This window comes from Mesorhizobium sp. WSM4810 (genome assembly GCF_055811235.1).
Map to the genome: position 1 here is coordinate 26,047 of NZ_JBVVQV010000012.1, position 24,865 is coordinate 50,911.

Consider the following 24,865-nt stretch of genomic DNA (forward strand, 5'->3'; position numbering starts at 1 on the left):
TTTGCATTCTCATGATCTTGAAAACGCTGGTTTCTGCTTGGTCTTGAAAGCGTCGACACCGGCCTTGAGATCGCCGGTCAGCGCGATGAAGCCGCTGGCCAGCGCCTCGGTTGCGGCGGCACTGTCCTCGCCTTCGGCGATCGCGATCATCAGCTTGGCGGCTTCGGTTGCCAGCGGGCCGCGCTCGGCGATCTTGCCGGCCCAGGCCCTGGCCTCGGTGAATGCGTTGCCCGTTTCGACCACCCGGTCGACGATGCCCAGAACGAGTGCTTCGGCAGCCACGAACAGTTCTCCGCCAAGCGCCATGCGCCGCACCGTCTGGGCGCCGAAGCGGCGCACCGCGCGCTGCGTGCCGGACCAGCCGGGCACCACGCCGATCGAGGTTTCCGGAAAACCTAATTTCACCTGCGCCTCGGCGACGCGGAAGTCGCAGGCGACCGCCAGTTCCAGCCCGCCACCCAGTGCATGGCCGGACAGCACGGCGATCGTCGGCTGCCGCAGCCGCGCCAGCCGGTCGAAGACGCGGTGGCCGTAGCGAACCCATTGCACCTGGAAATCGGCGGCGCTCATTTGCGACCAGGCTTCGACGTCGCCGCCGGCGCAAAAACCCTTGCCTTCGCCGCACAGCAGCACGACGCGAACGCCGTCCGCGGCCTCGGCCGTATCGAGTGCGGCTTCCAGCGCGCGCAGCATCGCGATGTCGAGCGCGTTGAATTTCTCCGGTCGGCGCATCGTGACGATGCCGATGGCACCGTCTGTTTCAAAGCTGACGAGACGCTCAGCCATGCGCGCCTCCAAGCGAGGCGCCGCCATTGAGCGACAGTCCAATCGGCCGGTCACGGTAGAGCGCGTCCGGCGTGACCTTCAGGTCGTTGGCGACGGCGAGCGGGATCTCGGCCTGCGCCAGCACGTCGCGCTCGAGGTCGATGCCCGGTGCCAACTCAGTCACCATCAGCCCATCCGGCGTCAGCTTCATGACGCAGCGCTCGGTGACATAGGTGATGTCCTGTCCTTGCGCGACAGCGCGCTTGCCGGAGAAGGAGATGTGCTCGACCTCGCCGACCAATTTCTTGACCTTGCCTTCCCCGTCGATACGGATGCCGCCATCGGCGAGCGACAGTTTGGCGCCGGCATTGAAGAAACCGGAAAAGACGATCTTCTTGGCCCGCGCGGTGATGTCGACAAAACCGCCGGCGCCGGCGGTGACATGCGGCCGCGCCGAAAGCTTCGACACGTTGACCGAGCCGTGGCGGTCGATCTGCAGGAAGGACAACAGCGACGCGTCGAAACCGCCGCCCTGGAAGTAGATGAACTGGTGTGGCGAAGGCATAAACGCGTCGGCGTTCGACGAGCAGCCGAACTTGAAATCGAGCAGCGGCACGCCGCCGACCGCGCCCTGTTCGATCACCCAGGTGACCTTGCCGTGCTGGCCCTCCTCGATAAGGATGCGCGGCACGTTGGCCGAGATGCCGAAGCCAATGTTGACGGCCATGCCGTCGGCAAGCTCCATGGCGACGCGTCGCGCGATGACCTTCTGGACGCTCATCTCGGCGTTGCGGAAAGTCGACAGCGGGCGGAAGATCTCGCCGGAGATGGCCGGGTCGTAGGGTGTCAGCGTCGTCTGCAACTGGTCGGGCGCCGCCACGATATGGTCGACCAGCACACCGGGCACGCGCACGTCATGCGGCTTCAGCGTGCCGTTCTCGACGACGCGCTTGACCTGCGCGATGACGATACCGCCATTGTTGCGGGCGGCGAGCGCCTGCTCCAGCCCGCCGAGATAGGCGCCCTCGTGCTCATAGGTGAGGTTGCCGCGCTCGTCGGCGGTGGTGGCGCGGATGATGGAGACATCAGGCACGATCGAGCGGAAATAGAGCCATTCCTCGCCGTCGAACTGCTGCACCGAAACGATCGGCTCGCTGGCCGCCGCATTCATGGCGCAGCCCTGATGACGCGGGTCGGCGAAGGTGTCGAGGCCGACCTTGGTCAGCACGCCGGGGCGCTTGGCAGCGGCCTCGCGGTGCATGTCGAATAATATGCCTGAGGGCACGTTGTAGGCGGCGACGGAATTGTCACCGATCATCTTCCAGATCTGCGGCGGTTCAGAGGATGAAGGGCCGGACGGATAGGAGCCGCACAGCGTGCGCTTCAGCAGGCCGGGCTTGGCCAGGTGGTCGATACCCCTGATGCCGTACATGTCGCCGGCGGCGATCGGGTGCAGCGTTGTGATGTCCTTCGGATGGCCTTGCGCGTCGAAGCGCTCGCCGATCGCGGCAAGCACCGCATCCGGGCAGCCGAGGCCGCTCGACGACGACACCGAAACGACCATGCCGTCGCCGATCAGGCTGGCGGCTTGCGCTGCGGAGACGAGTTTGCTCACGCTGCGCCCCCGAGATTCGGATCGATCGCGACCGATCTGCCGGACTTCGCTGATTGCAACGCCGCCTCGGCTGATGTCAGAGACCAGACGCCGTCCTCGCCGGTGGCCGACGGCTGGCCTTCGCCACCGATCGCCGCATGGAACTGGCGCAGGGAACGGACATAGAGATCTTCGCGGTCGAAGCTCAATTCCTCCTCGCCCTTTGCCGTGCGCAGCAGCACGGAGCCGATCGGCTTCTGCGTCATCACATCTTTCGCGATCAGGGAGCCTTCGCTGCCATGCACCTCGAAGCCGGTGCCGGCGAATTTGGTGGTGAAGCCCTCATGCGACTGGGCGATGACGCCCGATCTGAAGCGCCAGATGCACATGGCGCCGTCCTCCAGCCCGCCGCTGGCCATGCCTGCGGCCTGGGTGAACGCCGAAACCTCGAGCGGATCGTCGCCGAGCACGAAGCGCAGCGTGTCGGCATCGTGCACGGTGATATCGAGCACCACGCCGCCACCGGCTTCCGGCCTGGTGATGCGCCAGCCCTGCAGATTTTCGGGCAGATAGACCGAGTGGAAGACGCGCGCGGCAATCGGCTTGCCGATGCGGCCGGCGGCAATGGCTTCGCGCATCGCCCGGTGCGAGCCGGCATTGCGCAGATGATGGTTGGTGCCGAGCACGAGACCGGCCGCCTTGGCGGCGGCGACCATTTTGCGCGCATCGGCGCTGGTCAGCGCCAGCGGCTTTTCGCACAACACATGTTTTCCCGCGGTGATGGCGGCCAGTGCCTGTTCGAGATGCAGTTCGTTGGTGGTCGAGATGTAGACCGCGTCGATGTCGGAGCCGAGCAATGCATCGAGCGTCGAGACGGCGAGCGCAATGCCGTTCTCCTTGGCATAGGCAGCGGCGCGCTCCGGGCTGGAACTCATCACCGCCGTGATCTCGCTGTTCGGTTGCCCGCGGATGGCGTTGATCACGAATTGCCTGGCGATCGTGCTTGCGCCGATCAGTCCCCATCTGACGGTCATGCCGCGTCTCCCATTCCGGCACGGCGATCAGGACCGCAACTGTCCCTGACGACGAGGTTGACGGCGCCGATATGATCCTCGGCGCGCGTGGTGCGCGACTGGATCATCTTCAGCATGACATGGGCGGCGCGCTCGCCGAGGCCCGCCGAATCCACCGCGACACTGGTCAGCGCCGGCATGTAGTGCTGGGCTTCGATCACGTCGTCGAAGCCGACAACGGCGAAATCCGCGCCGGGCTCGAGGCCGCGCTTGCGCAGCGCCAGCATGACGCCGAAGGCAACCGCATCGTTGAAGCACAGCGCCGCGGTCGGCGGCTCGGCCATGGCGAGGGCCGTCTCCAGGCAGGCAATGCCGCCCTTGCGGCTGGTTTCGCCTTCGACGACCAGTGTATCGCGCTTGGCGATGCCGAGCCCCTCGCAGGCCTCGCGAAAACCGCCCAGCCGCTCGTGATAGACTACCAGATCCGATGAGCCGCCGAAGAACGCCAGCCGGCGATGCCCTTTGCCGATCAGATGGGCGGTGGCGAGCCAGGCGCCGCGGTGATTGTCGGGCGCGATCACCGGGATGCGGCTTTCAGGAAGGCGGCGCATGGTGAAGACGATCGGAAGGCCCGCCATCTCGATGCGGCGGAACGCACCGGGAGTCGTGCCGCGCGCCGGCGACACGATCAGCCCGGCGACACCTTGCTCCATCAGCGATTTCAGCACCTCTTCCTGGCGCACCGGGTTTTCCGCCGTGTTGGCGATGAACGGCACGATGCCCGCCGACTGGAACACACGCTCCATGCCGACCGCCATTTCGGCGAAGAACGGGTTGGTAAGGTCGTTGATGACCATGCCGATGACGTTGGAATGGGCCTTGCGCAGATTGGCGGCGCCGCGGTTGTAGACATAGCCGACATCCTCGATCGCCTTGCGAACCTTCAGCGCAGTCTCAGGTCGGATCAGCCCGCTGCCCTGCAGCACCAGCGACACCGTCGACTTGGACACGCCCGCCTCACGGGCAATGTCGAGTATCGTCGCCTTGGGCCTGCTGGCCATTCAGATACGTCCTCCGGTGTTTTCCGGCCGAATTTTATTGGAACGTTCTAATTCTGGGCTGGATTTGAGTCAATCAGAATTTTCCAGAATTCGAAAAATCCGGCAGTCGGCGCTTAAATGCCGCTCTTAGACTGCCTTCTTCGCTGCGATGCAGCATTCTGGGGTATGGATCGAGAATCGACAAAAGGTCCTTGATTTGTTGGAACGTTCCATTTAATAGCGCGACGAAGGGAGAGATCGATGGACATTGCCTTGCCCGGGGAGGGCGGTCGCTACCGCCTTGTCGGCCAGCCGGCACAGCCGGTGATCGGCGCGCGGTTTTCGCGCATCGCCTATGCCGCCGCTCATGTCGTTGCCGATCCCCTCGCGATGACCGATCCGTGGTCTCATCCTGCGGTCGACTGGGAGCGCACGATGGCGTTCCGCCATCATCTGTGGCGGCTCGGCTTCCGCATCGCCGAGGCGATGGATACCGCGCAGCGCGGCATGGGTTTCGACTGGACAAACGCCAGGGAATTGATCCGCCGCTCGATCGCCGAGGCGCGCACCATCGAGGGCGCCGATCTCGCCTCAGGCGCCGGGACAGACCATCTGGCGCCAGGCGCCGCCCGGACGCTCGACGATGTCATCGCGGCCTATGAGGAGCAGTTCGGTTTCATCGATGGCCTGGGCGGCAAGGCGATCATGATGGCCAGCCGGGCGCTGGCGGCTGTCGCAAAGGGTCCCGAAGACTATGCCAGCGTCTATGACCGCATCCTTCGCCAAGCCTCCGGCAAGGTCATCCTGCACTGGCTGGGCGACATGTTCGATCCGGCGCTGAAGAATTATTGGGGCAGCCATGATTTCGACACCGCGCTCGACACGGTCGTCGCCATCATCGAACGCCACGCCGGCAAGGTCGAGGGGATCAAGATATCGCTGCTCGATGCCGGCAAAGAGGTTGCCCTGCGCAACCGGCTGCCGGAAGGGGTGGTCATGTTCACCGGCGACGATTTCAACTATCCCGAGCTGATCGCCGGCGATGGCGAAAGACACTCGCATGCGCTGCTCGGGATTTTCGACGCTATCGCGCCGGTCGCCAATGCCGCGCTGGCGAGGCTGGCCGACGACGATCGCGCCGGCTATGACGCGCTGATGGCGCCGACGGTATCGCTGTCGCGGAAAATCTTCGAGGCGCCAACCGAGTACTACAAGGCCGGTATCGTCTTGCTGGCGTGGCTGAACGGCCACCAGGACCATTTTTCGATGGTCGGCGGCATGCAGTCGGCACGCGGCATTTGCCACTATGCCGATGTGTTCCGCCTCGCCGACCAGGCCGGATTGCTGGCCGACCCGGAGCTTGCCGTCGCCAGAATGAAGAGCCTGTGCGCCGTGGCGGGTGTCTGACCGCCATACCACAAGAAGAGCTCGCCCGAATCTCCGATTTGGCTTGTCTCGGCAAATCTGTATGCGCTATGCGTCCGAAGCAGGTTCATCCGGCGCGCCGACGCCAGATGGTCAAAGCGGCCGTTCTGCATAGGAATACGCCAATGGATTTCGACCTAAGGGGCAAGCGCGTTTTCGTGGCCGGGCATCGTGGCATGGTCGGCTCGGCCATATTGCGCAGGCTGGCGGACGAGGACTGCGAGGTCCTGACCGCATCCCGCGATGAACTCGACCTGATGGACCAGGCCGGCGTGCGGCGCTGGATGGCTGGCCACAGGCCGGACGCGGTGGTGATGGCGGCGGCCAAGGTCGGCGGTATCCTGGCAAACAACAGGTTGCCGGTCGATTTTCTGCAGGACAATCTCATCATGCAGACCAATGTCATCGAGAGCGCCTTCCGCAACGAAGTGCAGAAATTGCTGTTTCTCGGTTCGTCCTGCATCTATCCGAAGTTTGCGGCGCAGCCGATCTCCGAGGATGCCTTGCTGACCGGTCCGCTCGAACCGACCAACGAATGGTATGCGATCGCCAAGATCGCCGGGCTGAAACTGTGCCAGGCCTATCGGCGCCAATACGGTGTCGAGTACATCTCGGCGATGCCGACCAACCTCTATGGCCCCGGCGACAATTTCGACCTCTCCACCAGCCATGTCGTACCAGCCCTGATGCGCAAGGCACACAAGGCCAAGCGCGCCGGCGACAAAACCCTGGAGGTCTGGGGATCGGGCGCGCCGATGCGCGAGTTCCTGCATGTCGACGACGCCGCCGACGCTCTGGTCTGGCTGCTGAAAAACTATGCCGGCGACAGCCACGTCAATGTCGGCTCGGGCGAAGACATCACCATTGCCGAACTGGCCCGCACCATGCTCTCCGTCGTCGGCGCCGAGGCGGTGCTCACATTCGATGCGACGAAGCCGGACGGCACGCCGCGCAAGCTGATGGACGTGTCGCGCCTGTTTGCCACGGGCTGGCGCCCGCGGTACTCGCTTCAGAGTGGCTTGGAGCAGACCTATGCCTGGTTTCTCCAGCATATCGAGACGGGCGATCTCCGCCTCGGCGCGGCTTGATCTCAATCGACGCTGATTGCTGCCACCAGACATGACGGCTTGGGCGGCCGTCTGTTGGCCGTGTCCAATGCAAAGCCGCTCGCCGACATGTTGGATGCCGTTTCGGATGCACCTGGAAGAGCGATGCCTCCAACGGACACCAGATTTCATATCGTCGATGTAGCCGAAAAGATATTCTCAGCCGACTTGAATTGAGAAGCTTGGCTGGGGCCAGCTTGGCATTCTCAAAAATACGGCATTCACGCGGTCCAGCCTGGACGCACCCGTAAATCTGCGGGTACGAGAGACGGCGGATTGTCTGGATGGTGGGCGTGACAGGGATTGAACCTGTGACCCCTGCAATGTCAATGCAGTGCTCTCCCGCTGAGCTACACGCCCATCCGAAGCCGCGCATACACCATTTTTGCCACGGCGCGTCAATAGCAGGAAAAGGGAAAGAACGGTTCGCCTTGCCGCACCGTCGAAGGCGCGCCGGAAGCCGGCGGCGGAAAGCGTGTCAGGCTGCCTGCAGCATCTTTTCGACCTCGTTGACGAGGTCGCGCAGATGGAACGGCTTCGACAGCACCTTGGCGTCTTTCGGCGCCTTGGAATCCGGATTGAGCGCAACGGCGGCGAAGCCGGTGATGAACATGACCTTGAGGTCGGGATCGATCTCGGTGGCGCGGCGGGCGAGTTCTATGCCATCCATCTCCGGCATAACGATATCGGTCAAGAGCAGCGAGAACGGCTCTTCGCGCAGCCGCTCATAGGCGCTGGCGCCATTGTCGAAATCGCTGACCTGGTAGCCGGCACGCTCCAGCGCCTTGACGAGGAACCGGCGCATGTCGTCGTCGTCTTCCGCCAGCAGAATGCGTGCCATCTTATCCCGTCCGAATCACCCGCCCGGGACTGCCGTGGGCAGCCCGTTAACCATCCTGTATATGAGGAGGTGAGGGTAAACATCAAGTGAACGATAAAGGCCCGATCCGGCTTTAACAAAGTGGTCCGCACGCCGAAACGCTGGACATGCGGCCGGCGAGGTGGCACTTTCCAATCATGATGCATTGGTGTTTCCGGGTTCGTTCAAATTGAAAACGGCAGCCGAGGATTTTTCGGTCGTTCCCCCCTTCGAAATCCGGTCGGGCGCCGAACAGCGCGTCCCCTTCCTCTTCAACTCACCGCATAGCGGCCGTCACTATCCGGACCGGTTCCTGGCGATGGCAAGGCTGGACCGAAACGCCATCCGCCGCTCCGAAGATTGCTATGTCGACGAATTGTTCGGCGGCGCCGTCGCGCTCGGCGCGCCGATGCTGGCGGCAAACTTCCCGCGCGCCTATCTCGACGTCAACCGGGAGCCGTGGGAACTCGATCCGCGCATGTTCGCCGAACCCGTGCCGTCGTTCTGCAATATCCGCTCGGCGCGCGTCGCCGGCGGGCTTGGCACCGTGCCCAAGCTGGTAGGAGAGGGGCTCGAAATCTATGCCGGCCGCTTGCCGTTGGCGGAAGCCGTCGGGCGCATCGAGGCTGTCTACAAGCCTTATCACGAGACGCTAAAACGGCTTTTGACCAGGACCCATGCGCGGTTCGGCTTTGCCGTGCTGATCGATTGCCACTCGATGCCGGCGAGCATCAGGGTCGGCGACAGCGGTGTCAGGCCCGACTTCATCGTCGGCGACCGTTTCGGCATCTCCGCCGCGGCAGCGTTGACCGAGACGGCGATCGGCCTGCTGATCGGCATGGGCTATACCGTCGCCCATAACAAGCCTTATGCCGGAGGCTTCATCACCGAGCACTATGGCCGCCCCGTGCGCCACCTCCATGCACTGCAGATCGAGGTCAATCGCGGGCTTTACATGAACGAGCGGACGTTCCAGAAATCCGCCGGCTTCGATGCGCTCGCCGACGATCTGGCGCAATTCTCGGCCGACCTGATGGCGATGCCCGACCACAATTTTATCGACCTGCCGCTTGCCGCCGAATGATTGCCGAAAAACGAAACGAGATCTGGCGCCGGATAAAGGCATCGGGGTGCGGGTCGGGACGCGCAATCGGCTGAGTGCCGCGCCGAAAAAAAGACCGCATCGTTTGCACGACACGGTCGAAGTCTAGGGAGGAAACGCCCAAGGAGGGCATGGACAGGAGAACCTGTCCGAGAACAAATCTATTGTGCGATGCACAAATGTCAAGCCGCCGTGCGGCGTTTTTAATTCACTATGATGTGGAAACTGCGTTTCGAGGGCGCCAGCGTTGCATTCGAGCAACAGTCGTCGATGCGCAAAAGTCCCGCACGCCCTTGTTTTGGCGGAAATCCACAGGCAGACGATGGTTCCAGCACGCTAAAGCGCCTCGCGTTTGACCGGACGACGCGCTTTAGGTTGTTGTTTTATGCATGTCGTTATCGCAAAACCGCTGCACACTTTTGCGCGACATGCATTACGCGGGAGAATCAGTTGGACATCAGCATCGATTTCATGCGGCGCATTGCGGATGCCGCCGCAGCCGAAACCTTGCCGCGCTTCCGCACCCAGGGCGCAGTCGCCAACAAGGAGCAAGGCAGCTTCGACCCGGTCACCGAGGCCGACCGCGAGGCCGAGCGGGTCATCCGGGCGCTTATTTCAGCGGAATATCCCGATCACGGCATCCTCGGCGAGGAGCATGGCAGCGAGAACATGTCCAGCAGGCATGTCTGGGTGATCGATCCGATCGACGGCACCCGTGCCTTCATTTCCGGCCTGCCGGTGTGGGGAACCTTGGTCGGGCTGACGGTCGACGGCGATGCCGTTGCCGGCATGATGTCGCAGCCCTTCACCGGCGAGCTCTTCTACGCCAACGCGTCCGGCGCCCATTATGAAGGCCCGGGCGGACCGCGAAGGCTGACCACACGCAAGACGACAAGCCTCGCCGAGGCGACGCTGTTCACCACCACGCCAGCACTGTTCAAGGGAGATGCGCGCCTGCGCTACGACCTGTTCGAGCGGCAGGTCCAGCTCGCCCGCTACGGTACCGACTGCTATGCCTTCGCCATGGTCGCGGCGGGAAGCGTCGACATCGTCGCCGACCCCGATTTGAAACCCTACGATATCGTCGCGCTGATCCCGATCATCGAGAAGGCCGGCGGCGTCGTCACCACCTTCGAAGGCGGACCGGCGGAAAGGGGCGGCGACATCCTGGCTGCGGCAACGCCGGAGCTTCATGCCGCCGCGATGGCGGCGTTGCGTGGCTGAACCGGCTGGGCAGCTGGCCATTACGCACTGAGGTGCCCACGGCGACGATAACCCAATGCTCCTGACGGCAGGGTGTCAGCAGCTCTCGGCTATGGAGACAATGCCACGGGAGGGAGTCTCATGCCGACGCAGTCAACAACCAGCCGTTCCGAAGATGCTCCAGTAGAAAATGCGCCGGCAGAAAATGCTCCATCAGATGGGCGGGCCGATTTCGATTTCTTCTTCGGACGCTGGAACGTCAGTCATCGAAGGTTGCAGGAGCGCCTGCAAGGCGACACGAACTGGGACGTGTTTGGCGGGACATGCGAGGTGCGCCCGATCCTTGGCGGGCTCGGCAATGTCGATGACAATGTGATTGAATTGCCCGGCGGCGCCTATCGCGCCGCCACGCTGCGGACCTTCGATCCGGCGACGAGACAATGGTCGATCTGGTGGATCGACGGCCGCAGCCCGGCGACCATCGATATTCCGATGCGCGGCGCCTTCGAAGCAGGTGTCGGCACGTTCCTATGTGAAGACGTCTTCGACGGACGCGATATCCAGGTTCGCTTCCTGTGGTCGCGGATTACTGAAAAATCGGCGCGCTGGGAGCAGGCTTTTTCACCGGATGGCGGCAAGACCTGGGAGACCAATTGGATCATGGATTTCGCCCGGCAAGTGTAGGCCGACGATCGACCTGGCAGACATTTTTTCAAGCCAAGTCATTCTTTCAAGCCAAATCATGGATTTTCAATGGTTTGGAGCGGTCTTTTGGCGTCCGGAGGGAGCGCGGCACTCAATCAGGCGTTGTCGTCGCTTCCCGGAATGAAGGCATCGAAGGCGGCAAAGAACTGCTCGCGATAGAAGTCGGTCTCCTGCAATATTTCATGGCGCGCACCATCGATCACCAGCAGCGAACCGAGACGCAGGCGTCTGGTGTAGGTTTCCACCGCTTTCGTCGAGACGACCTGGTCGGCGCCGGCGGCGACCACCAGCAAGGGAACCCGGATCCTGGCCATGAAGTCGGGATCGCTGATGACCTCGGAGGCCTGCGCCGCCGCTTTCAGCCAGCGGATCGTCGGGCCGCCGAGCGCCAGCTGCGGGTAGGTTTCGTAGAGCAGCGTGTTGCGCCGATACCGCTCGGGATCCGATGTCACCTTGTTGACGGCAAAGGGTATGGTTTTTCTGGGCCGCGGACCCCAGGCGGCATAAAGCTTGCCAAGACCCAGCAGACAGAACAGCGAGCAGAGGCGGCGAACGGTGGTTGTCGAGACCGGCAGGTCGGGTACCGCCAGGAAGGGCGCGATCAGCACCATGCGCCGTACGCGGTTCACCATCGACGGCCCGGCAAGCAGCGTGATCACCGCCCCGGCCGAATGGGCCAATATGTAATACGGCCCCCGGCAGTCGGGCAGCACGATCTCCTCGAAGAACTGTTCCAGGTCGCCGGTGTAGTCGAAGAAACTGCGGACATAGCCACGCTCGCGATCGCTGATCAGCCGGTCGGAACCGCCCTGACCGCGCCAGTCCAAGGTGGCGACGCCAAAACCGCGGTCGGCGAGGTTGCGGATGGTCTCGAAATACTTTTCGATGCACTCGTTGCGGCCGGTCAAGAGGACCACGGTGCCCTTCATCGGGCGGGCAACGGCGGCAAAGAGCCCATAACGGATCTTCTTGCCGTCGCGCGTGGTGAAGAAACCAGCGGCCGCATTTTCCGGTGGCGGATTGCCCGGAATTTCGCGGAAGAGGGGAATTTTGGCGAGGAGGTCCGTCATTCGGCGCTGCGTTTTATGTGTCGCTGCCTGCATGGCGCAAGCTTTGGTAGGCATAGTCGCCCATGCAGCAAAAGCAAAGGAATTCCGGACGCGTTGGAAAGGCTGGAACGAGGCAGCCGGCGAGTGAGGCCGAAAGCAGCTTGCGGCGTGCTTCCGGCCCCCCGTCGATCCGGGAGGAAGGGACGTTACACCCGGTCGGCCTCGTTGCGGCATCTCGCGCATAACCGCGAAAACCGCAGCCGATCTCGCTGTGAATCATGCGCAATCAAAGTGTTACAGCTTCCTTTTGCGTGTCCGAGAGGACGCGCGACGCTGTAACCGCCGCCTGTTCCTTGATCCTGGAAGCAGATTAGCGCGACTTAGCTGAACGTTCGCCGAAGCCGCGGTTCATCTGCCGTTCATCGAGGCGGCAGAATCTTGAAATGCCTTCTCGTGCTCCCCAAATGGCTGCTGCGGCCGCCAATGTCGGGGCCGCTGGCCCATCCGGAACGCCGTCACGGGTTTCGTACCGGCCATACGCAAACCTTGTTGCTCGACAGGAGAACACACCATGCGTCACGTTGATTTTTCACCGCTTTATCGTTCGACCGTCGGTTTCGACCGGCTGTTCACCATGCTCGATTCGCTTGCGCAGCCGGAAGGTGCACAGACCTATCCGCCCTACAACATCGAGCGCACCGGTGAGGATTCCTATCGCATCTCGATGGCGGTCGCCGGCTTCTCGGACGATGAGCTCTCGATCGAGGCTCACCGCAACGTTCTGACTGTCAAGGGTGAGCGCAAGGAAGGCAATGGCGAAGGCTCCGAACTGCTCTATCGCGGTATCGCCAGCCGGGCCTTTGAGCGCCGCTTCCAGCTTGCCGACCATGTTGATGTCGTCGGCGCCTCGCTGAAGAACGGCCTGCTCTTCATCGACCTCAAGCGCAATATTCCCGAGGAGCTGAAGCCGCGCAAGATCGCGATCACCGCGTCTTCGGCGAAGGCCAAGCAGATCGAGGCCAAGACCACCGCGTAAGCTGCGTCACAAAGACGACCTAACAGACGAGGGCGGCGCCTGGCGCCGCCCTTTTGATGGATAGGTGCCGCTATCCAGCAATTAGCTCGCCAAAGCGGTCGACCTCTTCGGCCGTGGTCGCAAAGCTGGTGACGAAACGATAGAGCGCTTCGTCCTCGCCGATATGGCCATCAAAGTCGTGCGGCTTGTGCCAGTCGTAGAAGGCGGCACCGGCCAAATGCACCCGTTCAGCCTTGGCCTTTTTCATCACCGCGAACACTTCGTTGGCTTGCGGCAGCCAGGCCAGACGCGCCGACGCGGAATCCTCGATCAGTGCTGCGAGGCGTGCTGCCATGGCGTTGGCATGCCGGGCCGTGTCGAGCCACAGGTGGTCCTTGAAATAGGCTTCGAACTGCGCTGCGATGAAGCGCGATTTCGAGAACAATTGCGCCGCGCGCTTGCGCAGGAAGGCCAGTTCCCTGGCGCGGTCGAGGTCGAACAGCACGATAGCCTCGGCGCACCAGCAGCCGTTCTTGGTGGCGCCGAAAGAGAGGATGTCGACGCCGCCCTTCCAGGTCATCTGCGCCGGTGTTGTCTCGAGCGCGACCAGCGCATTGGCGAAGCGGGCACCATCCATGTGCAGCGGCAGTTTGTGATGCTTGGCGATCGCCGAAATCCTGGCAATTTCGTTTAGTGTGTAGATGGTGCCGACCTCGGTCGACTGGGTGATCGACACCGCCATCGGGCGCCCGGAATGGACGATTTCAGGCGCGAACCGGCCGACCGCCCTGTCCAGGTCGTTCGGATCGATCTTGCCCAGCGCACCGTCGACGGCATGGAGCCGTGAGCCGCCGGTAAAGTATTCCGGGGCGCCGCATTCATCCTCGATGACATGCGACTCTCGATGGCAGAAGGAAATGCCGCCCGATTTGTTGTAGGCGGTCAGCGACAGGGAATTGGCGGCGGTGCCGGTGGCCACGAAAAACACCGCGACCTCGCGCTCGAAGATTTCGTTGAAGCGCTGGTATGCGGCCTCGTCGAGGGCGCCGTCGCCATAGGCGGTGGAAAAGCCGCCGGCATGGGCCGACAGGCCCGCGGCGATGCTGGGATGGGCGCCTGCCCAATTGTCGGAAGCGAAATTCATGCGTTTGCCTGTGCTGGGAAAATCAAGGCGACCTTGGCCGCTTTCGCATGCCGCTCGCAAGTGCCAAGCGCCGGAAAAGCGGTAAAGCCAGCGAGAGGCCGGACCTAAAGCGCGTCGCGTTCGGCCGGCCTCATGCCACGCGCTTTAGGTTTTTGTTTTCATGCATGTCGTTATCGTAAAACCGCTGCACACTTTTGCGCGACATGCATTAAGGCGGACGACTGAAGGTTGCGTTTTGACGGGGTGGCGCGTAATTTTCTATCTCTGGATGCCCATGATTGTTGTGAATCGGTCTTGTGCGCATCCGCAATTTCTGTCATAAAAATTTAGGACAGTAGTGCTGTCTTATTTTGTCGCACAAAACAGGCTGGATTGGCGTATCATTGGGCCTCTCCGGCCATTGCCGCGAGCGACAGGTAGACAGCCCGGCTCTGGCCTGTACGATTGCCGGATGCGAACCAGGCCGCCTGGTTCTGCAAGGATTTCGCAAGACGTGCCGCAAGGATGAGAGGGAAGCTCATGTGCTTCCCAACGCAAACCAGCGCCCGAAGGGCTGGCATGGAGGACAGGACGATGACGGAAGTGACGCCATCTGCGACAAACGGCCCGGCCGCGCAGACGAAAGCGCCAGCCGTCAAAAATCCGTCCATCGCCACTGGCCTGTCTAAGTTCGGGCGGACCCATACCGGGTTCGCCGCCCACGGCCTTTACGATCCGCGCAACGAGCACGATGCCTGCGGCGTCGGCTTCATCGTCAATATGAAGGGCGTGAAGTCGCATCAGATCGTCATGGACGGCCTTGCGGTGCTCGAAAATCTGACGCATCGCGGCGCCGTCGGCGCCGACCCGCTGATGGGCGACGGCGCCGGCGTGCTGGTGCAGCTTCCCGACCGCTTCTTCCGCGAGGAGATGGCCAGCCAGGGCGTCGAACTGCCCAAGCTCGGCCATTACGCCGTCGGCCATGTGTTCATGCCGCGCGATCCTGAGCTTCAGGCGCATATCGAAGGCATCATCGCCGAAGTTGCGCAGCTCGAAGGCCAGCCGCTGCTCGGCTTTCGCGACGTGCCGGTCGACAATTCATCGCTGTCCAAGGCGCCTGATATCGCTGCTTCCGAACCGGTCCAGCGGCAGGTGTTTTTGGGTCGTGGCGCCGAGATCGAGAGCGACGACGATTACGAACGGCGGCTCTACATCCTGCGCAAGGTCATTTCCGGTCGTATCCACGAAGAGACCAAGGGCGTCGACAATGGCTTCTACGTCGTGTCGATGTCATCGCGGACCATCGTCTACAAGGGCATGTTCCTGGCCTATCAGGTCGGCGCCTATTACAAGGATCTGACCGATCCGCGTTTCGAGACGGCGCTGATCCTCGTCCACCAGCGTTTCTCGACCAACACCTTCCCGTCGTGGAAGCTGGCGCATCCCTATCGCATGGTCGCCCACAATGGCGAGATCAACACGCTGCGCGGCAACGTCAACTGGATGGCGGCGCGGCAGGCCTCGGTCGATTCCGAACTGTTCGGCAACGACATCTCCAAGCTGTGGCCGATCTCCTATGAGGGGCAGTCGGACACCGCCTGTTTCGACAATGCGCTCGAATTCCTGACGCAGGGCGGCTACTCGCTCGCTCACGCAATGATGATGCTGATCCCTGAGGCCTGGGCCGGCAACAAGCTGATGGATCAAGATCGCAAGGCCTTTTATGAATACCACGCCGCCCTGATGGAGCCGTGGGACGGGCCGGCGGCGGTGGCCTTCACCGACGGCCGCCAGATCGGCGCCACGCTCGACCGCAACGGGCTGCGCCCGGCGCGCTATATCGTCACCGACGACGATCGCGTCATCATGGCCTCGGAAGCCGGCGTGCTGCCGGTGACGGAGGAAAGGATCGTCAAGAAGTGGCGGCTGCAGCCCGGCCGCATGCTGCTGATCGACCTGGAGAAGGGCCGCATCGTTTCCGACGAGGAGATCAAGTCGGAGATCGCGACCAGGCATCCCTACAAGAGCTGGCTCGCCAACACCCAGCTCATCCTCGAAGACCTGAAGCCGGTCGAGCCGCGGGCGCTGCGCAGGGACGTCAGCCTGCTCGATCGTCAGCAGGCGTTCGGCTTTACCCAGGAAGACACCAAGCTGCTGATGTCGCCGATGGCGACCACCGGCCAGGAAGCGGTCGGCTCGATGGGCACCGACACGCCGATTTCGGCGATGTCGGACAGATCGAAGCTGCTCTACACCTATTTCAAGCAGAACTTCGCCCAGGTCACCAACCCGCCTATCGACCCGATCCGCGAGGAACTGGTGATGAGCCTGGTGTCGTTCATCGGGCCGAGGCCGAACATCTTCGACCTCGTCGGCAATTCGCGTCGCAAGCGGCTCGAAGTGCGCCAGCCGATCCTGACCAATGGCGATCTTGAGAAGATCCGCTCCATCGGTCACACCGAGGACCGTTTCGACACCAAGACGATCGACATCACCTATGCTTCGAACGAAGGCGCGGCCGGCATGCAGGGCGCCATCGACCGGCTGTGCGAGCGCGCCGAGGCGGCGGTCGCCGGCGGCTATAACATCATCATCCTGTCCGACCGTCAGCTCGGGCCGGACCGCATCGCCATCCCGGCATTGCTGGCGACGGCGGCGGTCCACCATCATTTGATCCGCAAGGGATTGCGCACGTCGGTGGGGCTGGTGGTCGAGTCCGGCGAACCGCGCGAGGTGCATCATTTCTGCTGCCTTGCGGGCTATGGCGCCGAGGCGATCAATCCCTATCTCGCCTTCGACACGCTGCTCGACATGCATAAGCGCGGCGAGCTGCCGGCCGAAGTCGACGCCAATGAGGTCGTCTCCCGCTACATCAAGTCGATCGGCAAGGGCATTCTCAAGGTGATGTCGAAGATGGGCATCTCGACCTACCAGTCCTATTGCGGCGCGCAGATCTTCGACGCCATCGGGCTGAAGACCGATTTCGTGCAAAAATATTTTACCGGCACCGCGACGCTGATCGAAGGCGTCGGGCTGGAAGAGATCGCGGCCGAAACGGTCAGCCGCCACGCCGACGGCTTCGGCAACGACCCGGTGCTGCGCAACAGCCTCGAGGTCGGCGGCGAATACATGTTCCGCATGCGCGGCGAAGCGCATATCTGGTCGCCCGATGCGGTGGCCACCCTGCAGCACGCCGTGCGCCAGGGATCGTGGCAGACGTTCAAGGACTATTCCGCTCAGATCGACAGCGAGACGGCGCGGGCGCAGAGCATTCGCGGCCTGTTCAAGATCAGGCTGGCCGAAGAAACCGGACGCAAGAAGGTCGCGCTCGACGAGGTCATGTCGGCTGCCGATATCGTCAAGCGGTTCTCGACCGGGGCGATGTCCTTCGGCTCGATCTCCAGGGAAGCGCACACCACGCTGGCGCGCGCCATGAACACGATCGGCGGCAAGTCGAACACCGGCGAGGGCGGCGAAGAGGCCGACCGTTACCTGCCGCTGCCGGACGGCGGCAAGAACCCCGAGCGTTCGGCGATCAAGCAGGTCGCTTCCGGGCGTTTCGGCGTGACGGCGGAGTATCTGGTGAACTCCGATGTGATGCAGATCAAGGTCGCGCAAGGCGCGAAGCCCGGCGAGGGCGGTCAGCTGCCCGGTCACAAGGTCGATGCCACCATTGCCAAGGTCAGGCATTCGACGCCCGGCGTCGGCCTGATCTCGCCGCCGCCGCATCACGACATCTACTCGATCGAGGATCTGGCGCAGCTCATCTACGACCTCAAGAACGTCAACCCGGCGGCTGATGTCTCGGTCAAGCTGGTCTCGGAAGTCGGTGTCGGCACGGTTGCGGCCGGCGTCGCCAAGGCGCGCGCCGACCACATCACCATTTCCGGCTATGACGGCGGCACCGGCGCATCGCCGCTGACCTCGCTCAAGCACGCCGGCAGCCCGTGGGAGATGGGCCTTGCCGAGACGCACCAGACGCTGGTGCTCAACGGCCTCAGGTCGCGCGTCGCGCTGCAGGTCGATGGCGGCCTGCGCACCGGCCGCGACGTCGTCATCGGCGCGCTGCTTGGCGCCGACGAATTCGGCTTCTCGACCGCGCCGCTGATCGCGGCCGGCTGCATCATGATGCGCAAGTGCCATCTCAACACCTGCCCGGTCGGCGTCGCGACGCAGGATCCGGTGTTGCGCAAGCGCTTCAAGGGCACGCCGGAACATGTCATCAACTTCTTCTTTTATGTGGCGGAAGAGGTCCGGGCGCTGCTCGCCGAGATGGGCTACACCCACCTCGACCAGATCATCGGCGACACCGACCTCTTGGAAAAGCGGGGGCTGATCCAGCACTGGAAGGCACGCGGGCTCGATTTCAGCAAGATGTTCTTCAAGCCGGATGCGCCGCATGAGGCGGTGCACTGGACCGAGCGGCAGAAGCATCCGATCGACGACGTGCTCGACCGCAAGCTGATCGAGTTGGCCAAGCCGGCGCTGGACGCCAGGCAGCCGGTCAGCATCGAGCTGCCGATCCGCAATGTCGACCGTTCGACCGGCGCCATGCTGTCGGGCGAAGTGGCAAAGCGCTTCAAGCACAAGGGCCTGCGCGAGGACACGATCTCGGTGAAGCTCACCGGCACCGCCGGCCAGTCCTTCGGCGCCTTCCTGGCGCGTGGGGTTTCGTTCGAGCTGGTCGGTGCGGCCAATGACTACGTCGGCAAGGGCCTGTCGGGCGGCCGCATCGTCATCCGCCCGCCGGAGAACACGAAGATCGTCGCCGCGGAGTCGATCATCGTCGGCAACACGGTGCTCTACGGCGCGACCGAGGGCGAGGCCTATTTCTGCGGCGTCGCCGGCGAGCGTTTTGCGGTTCGCAATTCGGGCGTCGCCGCCGTCGTCGAAGGCGTTGGCGACCATGGCTGCGAGTACATGACCGGCGGCATTGTCGTCGTCATCGGGCAGACCGGCCGCAACTTTGCCGCCGGCATGTCGGGCGGCGTCGCCTATGTGCTCGACGAGGTGGGTGATTTCGCCGAGCGCTGCAACATGGCGATGGTCGAACTGGAACCCGTTCCCGAAGAAGACGACCTGATGGAGAAACTGCTCCATCATGGCGGCGATCTCGACCACAAAGGCCGCGTCGACGTGTCCGGCGACATGACCAGCCATGATGAGGAGCGGCTCTATCAGCTGATCTCGAACCACGTCCATTACACGGGTTCGGTGCGCGGCCGCGAGATCCTCGACAACTGGGCGACTTTCCGGCCGAAATTCCGGAAGATCATGCCGGTCGAATACCGCCGCGCGCTGATCGAAATGGAACGCATGCGCATGGGCGTTGCGGCGGAATAGGTATTGGGATTGCCGGGAAGCAAAGCTTCCCGGGCGGCGCCTTCATCAACAATCCTGGCCTCGGACTGAAGGTTGCCATGGCTGCCTTATGAGGTTAACGGGTGCGTCGTCGAGCGCGCCATCTGGACAGCAGGGACTGGACTATGGGCAAGGTAACAGGGTTTCTCGAGATCGACCGGCAGGTGCACAAGTACCAGCCGGCTTCCGACCGCATCCGGCATTTTCGCGAGTTCACGCTGCCGATGTCGGACAAGGAGGTCGAGAAACAGGCCGCGCGCTGCATGGATTGCGGCATTCCGTACTGTCACGGGCCGACCGGCTGCCCGGTCCACAACCAGATCCCGGACTGGAACGATCTCGTCTACAATGGCGACTGGGCCAATGCGATCCGCAACCTGCATTCGACCAATAACTTCCCGGAATTCACCGGCCGCATCTGTCCGGCACCTTGCGAGGAAGCCTGCACGCTGAACCTCGAGGACATTCCGGTCGCCATCAAGACGATCGAGCAGGCGATCGCCGACAAGGCCTATGAAACCGGTCATATCCGGCCCTATCCGCCGGAAAGGAAGACCGGCAGGCGCGTCGCAATCATTGGCTCGGGGCCGGCCGGCATGGCGGCCGCCCAGCAGCTTGGCCGCGCCGGCCACGACGTTCACGTCTACGAGCGCGAGAGCCGGCCGGGCGGGCTGATGCGCTACGGCATCCCCGACTTCAAAATCGAGAAGCACTATATCGACCGGCGCATCGAGCAGATGCAAGGCGAGGGCGTGAGTTTTCATTGCGGGATCAATGTCGGCGTCGACAAGCCGGTGGCGGAGCTGCTCGCAGAATATGATGCGGTGCTCTATTGCGGCGGTTCGGAAACGCCGCGCCCGGCCAACATTCCCGGCGACGATCTCGACGGCGTGCATGACGCGATGCCTTACCTGGTGCAGCAGAACAAGCGCATCGGCGGCGAGCCGATCCAGTCGGTGGCGTGGCCCTCGCCGCCGATCGTCGCCGGCGGCCAGCATGTCGTCGTCGTCGGCGGCGGCGACACCGCGTCCGACTGCGTCGGCACTGCCTTCCGCCAGGGCGCCGTGCGTGTCACCCAGCTCGACATCCGGCCGCAGCCGCCGGAAAAGGAGGACAAGCTTTCGGTCTGGCCCTACTGGGCGACGAAGATGCGCACCTCGTCCTCGCAGGCGGAAGGCGCCGAGCGCGAGTTCCAGGTGGCGACGCTCGAATTCATCGGCGAGGACGGCGCGTTGACCGGCGTCAAATGCTGCGAGGTCGATGAAAAGCGCAAGCCGATCGCCGGCACGGAATTCGTCATCCGTGCGGATCTCGCCTTCATCGCTATCGGCTTTGCCGGGCCGGCCGCCGTCGGGCCGGTGTCGGAACTGGCTGGCCAGATGAAGATCGCCATCGACAGCCGCCGCTCGAACAACGTCGAGGCCAATGATCGCGACTACAAGACCAGCGTCGAAAAGCTCTATGCGGCGGGCGATGTGCGCCGCGGTCAATCGCTGGTCGTCTGGGCGATCCGCGAGGGCCGTCAGGCAGCGCGTTCGATCGACGAGGCGCTGATGGGATCGAGCGTGCTGCCGCGCTGAGACCGTTCGGAAACGCTACTCCCGCGGCCATCTGAGGGCGTTTTCTGCGCTTCCGGTGCCCGGAGCAGGTTTAATGCATGTCGCGCAAAAGTGTGCAGCGGTTTGCGATAACGACATGCTTAAAAAACAACCTGAAGCGCGTCGCATGGGGCCGGTCACAGCGACGCGCGTTAGGGAGTGATCGCCGTGGTCGTTTCGGGCACGGCCGCCGCCGCAGGCCGCTTCCTTGGCGGCCAGGAAAAATCGTCGGCGCGGCCGGGCGAAGCAGCTGATACCTTGCCCTCGACGAAGAGTTTTTCGCCAAGCCCGTCCGCCTTTGCCGGCGCTGCGGCGCCGAGAAGTTCCGTACCGCCGTCGAGTGCCGGATCGCTGAGCAGCATCGGCACGGTGCGATCGACGGCCATGGGTGTCGGCGCCGGCGCCCCGACCGGAGCGCCGGCTGGCGCATAAGCTGCCAGTGTGCCCGGAGGCGAGGTCATTCCAAGGATCTTCAGCAAGGGTTTTTCGGCATAGAAGGCGAGCTTGCGTTTGCCGGCTTTCGACACACGGATGCCGTCGTCGGTGCGCAGGCGCACCGGCTGGCCGTTGATGTCAGGCCCGCTGGTGACAAAGGCGCCTTCCTCGTCGACGAAACCGTCCCAGATGTCGACGAATTCGCCGCCGTGGCTCTCGGCCGTCGAGCGGTAGATGTCGTTGAAAGCCAGCATGTCGGAGGTCATCTTCGGCGCCTTGAAGGCCGGCATGCCGACCCACAGATACGGCACCTTGGCCGATGCAATGGCCTTGCCGAACGCATCGGTACGGCGTTCGTATTCCTCGGTCCACGCTTCGGTCCGTGGCTGTTCGCGTTCACCGTTCACGCGCATCTGCTGCCGATCGTTGGAACCCAGCATGACGATCACGGCCGCGGGCTTTTCGGTCTCGATCAGCGACTTGATCTGTTCGGGCCAGTTGTAGAAATCGTCACGCACAAAACCGGACGAACCATTGCTGCGGCCGACGATCCTGACCTTGTTGTTTTCGGCAAAGGCGGTGTCGAGACCCTCGGCGAGGCCGGTCGCCATGAAATCGCCGACCACCAGAACGGTGCGGGCATCCGGCGCCTTCTGGACAATGGGGGCTGCCGGCTCAGCCGGCCGGCGCGGCGCGGCACGCGACTTTCTGACTTTTGGCTTGCGTGGCCCGATCCTCTGAATCCGTCGCGGCTCAATCAGTCGCGGCGGCTCCACCCGCTCGCTTCGGCGCAGAAACAACAGGTCGCGCAGCGACCAGCCACGCCTTTGTTCTTCCTGCGCCACGGCCGGCGTGTGAAAGACGGCGGCAGCGCCGACGGCCAGGACGGCAATAGCCAGAATCAGGATCGGCACGCGACGAAGGATCACACGGATACGCGCAGCCGAAACCAATTACCGTCTCCATCCCTAAAGAGCGCCGGACTCTGATACAACCGTGCCGCCGCTCTACCTTAAGTTGAGCATCGGATTTCCTCAAAACCGGTTTGGGTCCGATGCTCCAGGTCTGCCCTATGCGAGACTAGTTCTGCCTGAGCCATTTGAGCACTTCCATGCTCGGATGTCCGTCCTGGGTCAAGCCAGCCTTCGCCTGGAAGGCCATGATGGCGGCTTTCGATCCCTCGCCGATCTTGCCGTCGAACTTGCCGTCATAGTAGCCGTACTGGGAAAGCCGTTGCTGAAGCTCCTGCCTCTCCTCGAAGGAGAGCTTCGTGAAAGGCCGCTTCCAGTCCTGCACAAGCCCGCCATAACCGGCGATTTCGTCGGCAAGAAGGCCAACGGCAACCGCATATTTGTCGGCATTGTTGTAACGCTTGATGACCGAAAAATTCTTGACCATCAGGAAAGCCGGGCCGCCACGGCCGCCTGGCACCTTCAGCGTGGCCTTCTCCCCACTCTTGAACGGCTTGCCGTTGGCACGCGTGACACCCAGCGCTTGCCATTGCGACAACGACTTCGATCCGGCCGGGAACTTCTTTCCGTCGGGAAGGCTGACTTCATAGCCCCAGGTCTTGCCGGCCTGCCAGCCGTTCTTCCTGAGCAGATTGGCGGCCGTTGCCAATGCATCGGGAATCGAATTCCAGATGTCGCGCTTGCCGTCGCCGTCCATGTCGACCGCATAGGCCTGGTAGCTGGTGGGAATGAACTGGGTATGGCCCATGGCGCCGGCCCATGAGCCACTGAGGTGGCTTTTATCGATGTCGCCCCTTTGCAGGATTTTCAGCGCCGCGATCAACTGTGTGCGGGCAAACTTCGATCGTCTCGAATCAGCATAGCCAAGCGTTGCCAGTGAACGCACGACATTGCGCATGACATCGTCGCGCTTGAGGATTTCGCCGTAGTTCGATTCCATCGACCAGATCGCCAGCAGGATGTGACGGTCGACGCCGTATCTTGCCTCGATCCTGTCCAGCCACGGCTTCCACTTCCTGGCCATCTGCTTGCCAACAGCGACCGACTGGTCATGGACGCGGTTGTCGAAATAGTCCCAGGCGGGCGCGGTGAATTCGGGTTGATAACGCGCTTTTTCCAGCACGACCGGGTCGGCATCGCTGATGCCCTCGAATGCGCGGTCGTAAACGGCGCCGGAAACGCCGCTCCGCACCGCGGTGGCGCGGAAGCTCGCCACCCATTGCCGGAAACCGGTGTCGGCAAAAACCGATCCGGTGGGCATCAGCAAGGCAAGCGAAAGGCTGGCGGCCGCAACGATGCTGGTGAAGCGCTTTGCGGCGTCGCGAACGGACATCTTTTCCTCCTTCTTCATCACAGGAAGATCATTCATCGCCTAACCCGGTTAGCATTTAGTTTACCATAGGTGCCGTTGGGAACGAAAAGGCGGGTTGGTGCTTTACGGACTACAGATTTTTTCTGACCAGCCGTTCCATAATCCCAGATTCCGGCACGAAAATGTCTTGAAGCGGGATTGCCGAACAGCCTTAGAAGCGGATATTTGACAGCATGAAGAGAGTTCGCAAGGCAGTTTTCCCGGTCGCTGGCCTCGGCACGCGTTTCCTCCCGGCCACCAAGGCCATACCCAAGGAAATGCTGACCGTCGTCGACAGGCCTGTCATCCAGTATGTGGTCGACGAGGCACGCGAAGCCGGCATCGAGCATTTCATCTTCGTGACCGGACGCAACAAGGCGGTCATCGAGGACCATTTCGACGTTCAGTTCGAACTCTATGACACGCTTGCCCAACGCGGCAAGGACGACGAGCTCGCCCGCCTGCAGCGGCTGCAACCTTCGCCAGGGCAGACCAGCTTCACCCGCCAGCAGGTGCCGCTTGGCCTTGGCCATGCCGTCTGGTGTGCCCGCGAGCTGGTCGGCGACGAGCCCTTCGCGCTGCTTTTGCCCGATATGATCATGCAGTCCGAAAAAAGCTGCATGAAGGAGATGGTCGAGCTTTATGCCGAGACCGGCAACAACATCGTCGCGGTTCAGGAATGCGACCCCGCCGAGGCCCATAAATACGGCATCGTCGGCCGAGGCGAGGATACGCATCACGGTTTCCGCATTACCGGCATGGTGGAAAAGCCGAAGACCGGCACGGCACCCTCCAACCTATACATCAACGGGCGCTACATCCTGCAGCCGGAGATATTTGGGATACTCGAAGGCCAGGAGAAGGGCGCCGGCAACGAGATACAACTCACCGATGCGATGCTGAAGCTGGAGAAGCAGCAGCCCTTCTATGGCTGCCACTACCGAGGGCGCACCTTCGATTGCGGATCGCCGGAAGGCTTTGTCGAGGCCAACGTCGCCTTCGCGCTGTGGCGCAGCGACATGAACGGACGCATGGCGGGCGTTATCAGCAAGCTTCTCGACGAGATGAAACCGTCAGAGCAGCGGGGCGCGGCGTTCTAACCCCCGGGCTAATGCATGCGCGCAAAAGCATGCCCTCGGGCCTGAACCGA

The 24,865-nt window shown here is 62.8% G+C and carries 18 protein-coding genes and 1 tRNA gene; 9 read left to right on the plus strand and 10 right to left on the minus strand.

Annotated features, from left to right (window positions below; all coding sequences use genetic code 11):
* Window positions 1–9: 9 nt before the first annotated feature.
* Genes AC0L3O_RS18420 through AC0L3O_RS18435 form a run of 4 tightly spaced genes read right to left on the minus strand, consistent with a single transcriptional unit; the run spans window position 10 to window position 4,433 of the window.
* Window positions 10–786 carry an enoyl-CoA hydratase/isomerase family protein gene (locus AC0L3O_RS18420; protein ID WP_473535890.1) on the minus strand — a complete coding sequence of 259 codons (777 nt, stop codon included), beginning with the start codon at window positions 784–786 and terminating at the stop codon, window positions 10–12.
* A complete protein-coding gene (locus AC0L3O_RS18425) occupies window positions 779–2,380 on the minus strand; it encodes an acyl CoA:acetate/3-ketoacid CoA transferase (protein ID WP_473616259.1) in 1,602 nt (533 codons plus the stop codon). The genes AC0L3O_RS18420 and AC0L3O_RS18425 overlap by 8 nt, the downstream gene beginning before the upstream one ends.
* Window positions 2,377–3,393 (minus strand): Gfo/Idh/MocA family protein, encoded by a 1,017-nt coding sequence (locus tag AC0L3O_RS18430; RefSeq protein ID WP_473616260.1) that lies wholly within the window; start codon window positions 3,391–3,393, stop codon window positions 2,377–2,379. Before AC0L3O_RS18430 ends, AC0L3O_RS18425 begins: the two co-directional genes overlap by 4 nt.
* A complete protein-coding gene (locus tag AC0L3O_RS18435; RefSeq protein ID WP_023798089.1) occupies window positions 3,390–4,433 on the minus strand; it encodes a LacI family DNA-binding transcriptional regulator in 1,044 nt (347 codons plus the stop codon). Before AC0L3O_RS18435 ends, AC0L3O_RS18430 begins: the two co-directional genes overlap by 4 nt.
* A 240-nt stretch (window positions 4,434–4,673) precedes the next feature.
* On the opposite strand from AC0L3O_RS18435, the gene AC0L3O_RS18440 reads away from it, so the two are divergent.
* Together AC0L3O_RS18440 and fcl are read left to right on the plus strand one after the other, a co-directional pair.
* Window positions 4,674–5,819, plus strand: coding sequence for a dihydrodipicolinate synthase family protein (locus AC0L3O_RS18440; RefSeq protein WP_473535893.1), 1,146 nt, complete (start codon window positions 4,674–4,676; stop codon window positions 5,817–5,819).
* 143 nt (window positions 5,820–5,962) lie between these two features.
* Complete coding sequence (fcl, locus tag AC0L3O_RS18445; RefSeq protein ID WP_473535894.1) at window positions 5,963–6,925, plus strand: GDP-L-fucose synthase; 963 nt, start codon at window positions 5,963–5,965, stop codon at window positions 6,923–6,925.
* Window positions 6,926–7,228: 303 nt separating this feature from the next.
* On the opposite strand, the gene AC0L3O_RS18450 is transcribed toward fcl, so the two are convergent.
* Window positions 7,229–7,303: transfer RNA gene (locus AC0L3O_RS18450), tRNA-Val, on the minus strand.
* Window positions 7,304–7,421: 118 nt separating this feature from the next.
* The gene (gene cpdR, locus AC0L3O_RS18455) at window positions 7,422–7,784 is read right to left on the minus strand and encodes a cell cycle two-component system response regulator CpdR (protein ID WP_006199474.1); all 363 of its coding nucleotides are present in this window, start codon (window positions 7,782–7,784) and stop codon (window positions 7,422–7,424) included.
* Window positions 7,785–7,944: 160 nt separating this feature from the next.
* Here cpdR and AC0L3O_RS18460 point away from each other — a divergent pair, with 160 nt between their 5' ends.
* From AC0L3O_RS18460 to AC0L3O_RS18470, 3 genes are all read left to right on the plus strand, one after another.
* A complete protein-coding gene (locus tag AC0L3O_RS18460; RefSeq protein WP_128173778.1) occupies window positions 7,945–8,886 on the plus strand; it encodes an N-formylglutamate amidohydrolase in 942 nt (313 codons plus the stop codon).
* 468 nt (window positions 8,887–9,354) lie between these two features.
* Complete coding sequence (gene hisN / locus AC0L3O_RS18465; protein WP_473535895.1) at window positions 9,355–10,128, plus strand: histidinol-phosphatase; 774 nt, start codon at window positions 9,355–9,357, stop codon at window positions 10,126–10,128.
* Between the two features lie 120 nt (window positions 10,129–10,248).
* Entirely contained in the window at window positions 10,249–10,791 is a 543-nt protein-coding gene (locus tag AC0L3O_RS18470; protein ID WP_128187916.1) for a DUF1579 family protein, read from the plus strand.
* Between the two features lie 116 nt (window positions 10,792–10,907).
* Here AC0L3O_RS18470 and AC0L3O_RS18475 read toward each other — a convergent pair whose 3' ends face one another.
* Entirely contained in the window at window positions 10,908–11,882 is a 975-nt protein-coding gene (locus AC0L3O_RS18475) for an alpha/beta fold hydrolase (protein ID WP_473535896.1), read from the minus strand.
* A gap of 550 nt (window positions 11,883–12,432) precedes the next feature.
* Here AC0L3O_RS18475 and AC0L3O_RS18480 point away from each other — a divergent pair.
* Window positions 12,433–12,897 (plus strand): Hsp20 family protein, encoded by a 465-nt coding sequence (locus AC0L3O_RS18480; RefSeq protein ID WP_473535897.1) that lies wholly within the window; start codon window positions 12,433–12,435, stop codon window positions 12,895–12,897.
* A gap of 70 nt (window positions 12,898–12,967) precedes the next feature.
* On the opposite strand, the gene AC0L3O_RS18485 is transcribed toward AC0L3O_RS18480, so the two are convergent.
* On the minus strand, window positions 12,968–14,020 hold the full coding sequence (locus AC0L3O_RS18485; protein ID WP_473535898.1) for a threonine aldolase family protein: 1,053 nt from the start codon (window positions 14,018–14,020) through the stop codon (window positions 12,968–12,970).
* A gap of 573 nt (window positions 14,021–14,593) precedes the next feature.
* Here AC0L3O_RS18485 and gltB point away from each other — a divergent pair.
* Complete coding sequence (gltB, locus tag AC0L3O_RS18490) at window positions 14,594–19,342, plus strand: glutamate synthase large subunit (protein ID WP_473616261.1); 4,749 nt, start codon at window positions 14,594–14,596, stop codon at window positions 19,340–19,342.
* 143 nt (window positions 19,343–19,485) lie between these two features.
* Window positions 19,486–20,940 (plus strand): glutamate synthase subunit beta, encoded by a 1,455-nt coding sequence (locus AC0L3O_RS18495; protein ID WP_473535900.1) that lies wholly within the window; start codon window positions 19,486–19,488, stop codon window positions 20,938–20,940.
* A gap of 170 nt (window positions 20,941–21,110) precedes the next feature.
* On the opposite strand, the gene AC0L3O_RS18500 is transcribed toward AC0L3O_RS18495, so the two are convergent.
* A complete protein-coding gene (locus tag AC0L3O_RS18500; protein ID WP_473616263.1) occupies window positions 21,111–22,346 on the minus strand; it encodes an SGNH/GDSL hydrolase family protein in 1,236 nt (411 codons plus the stop codon).
* Window positions 22,347–22,473: 127 nt separating this feature from the next.
* Complete coding sequence (locus AC0L3O_RS18505; protein WP_473535902.1) at window positions 22,474–23,697, minus strand: lytic murein transglycosylase; 1,224 nt, start codon at window positions 23,695–23,697, stop codon at window positions 22,474–22,476.
* A gap of 212 nt (window positions 23,698–23,909) precedes the next feature.
* Between AC0L3O_RS18505 and galU the strand changes: the two genes are divergently transcribed.
* Window positions 23,910–24,815: a UTP--glucose-1-phosphate uridylyltransferase GalU gene (galU, locus tag AC0L3O_RS18510; RefSeq protein WP_023798070.1), complete on the plus strand. Its 906-nt coding sequence runs from the start codon at window positions 23,910–23,912 to the stop codon at window positions 24,813–24,815.
* The last annotated feature ends 50 nt before the right edge of the window (window positions 24,816–24,865 follow it).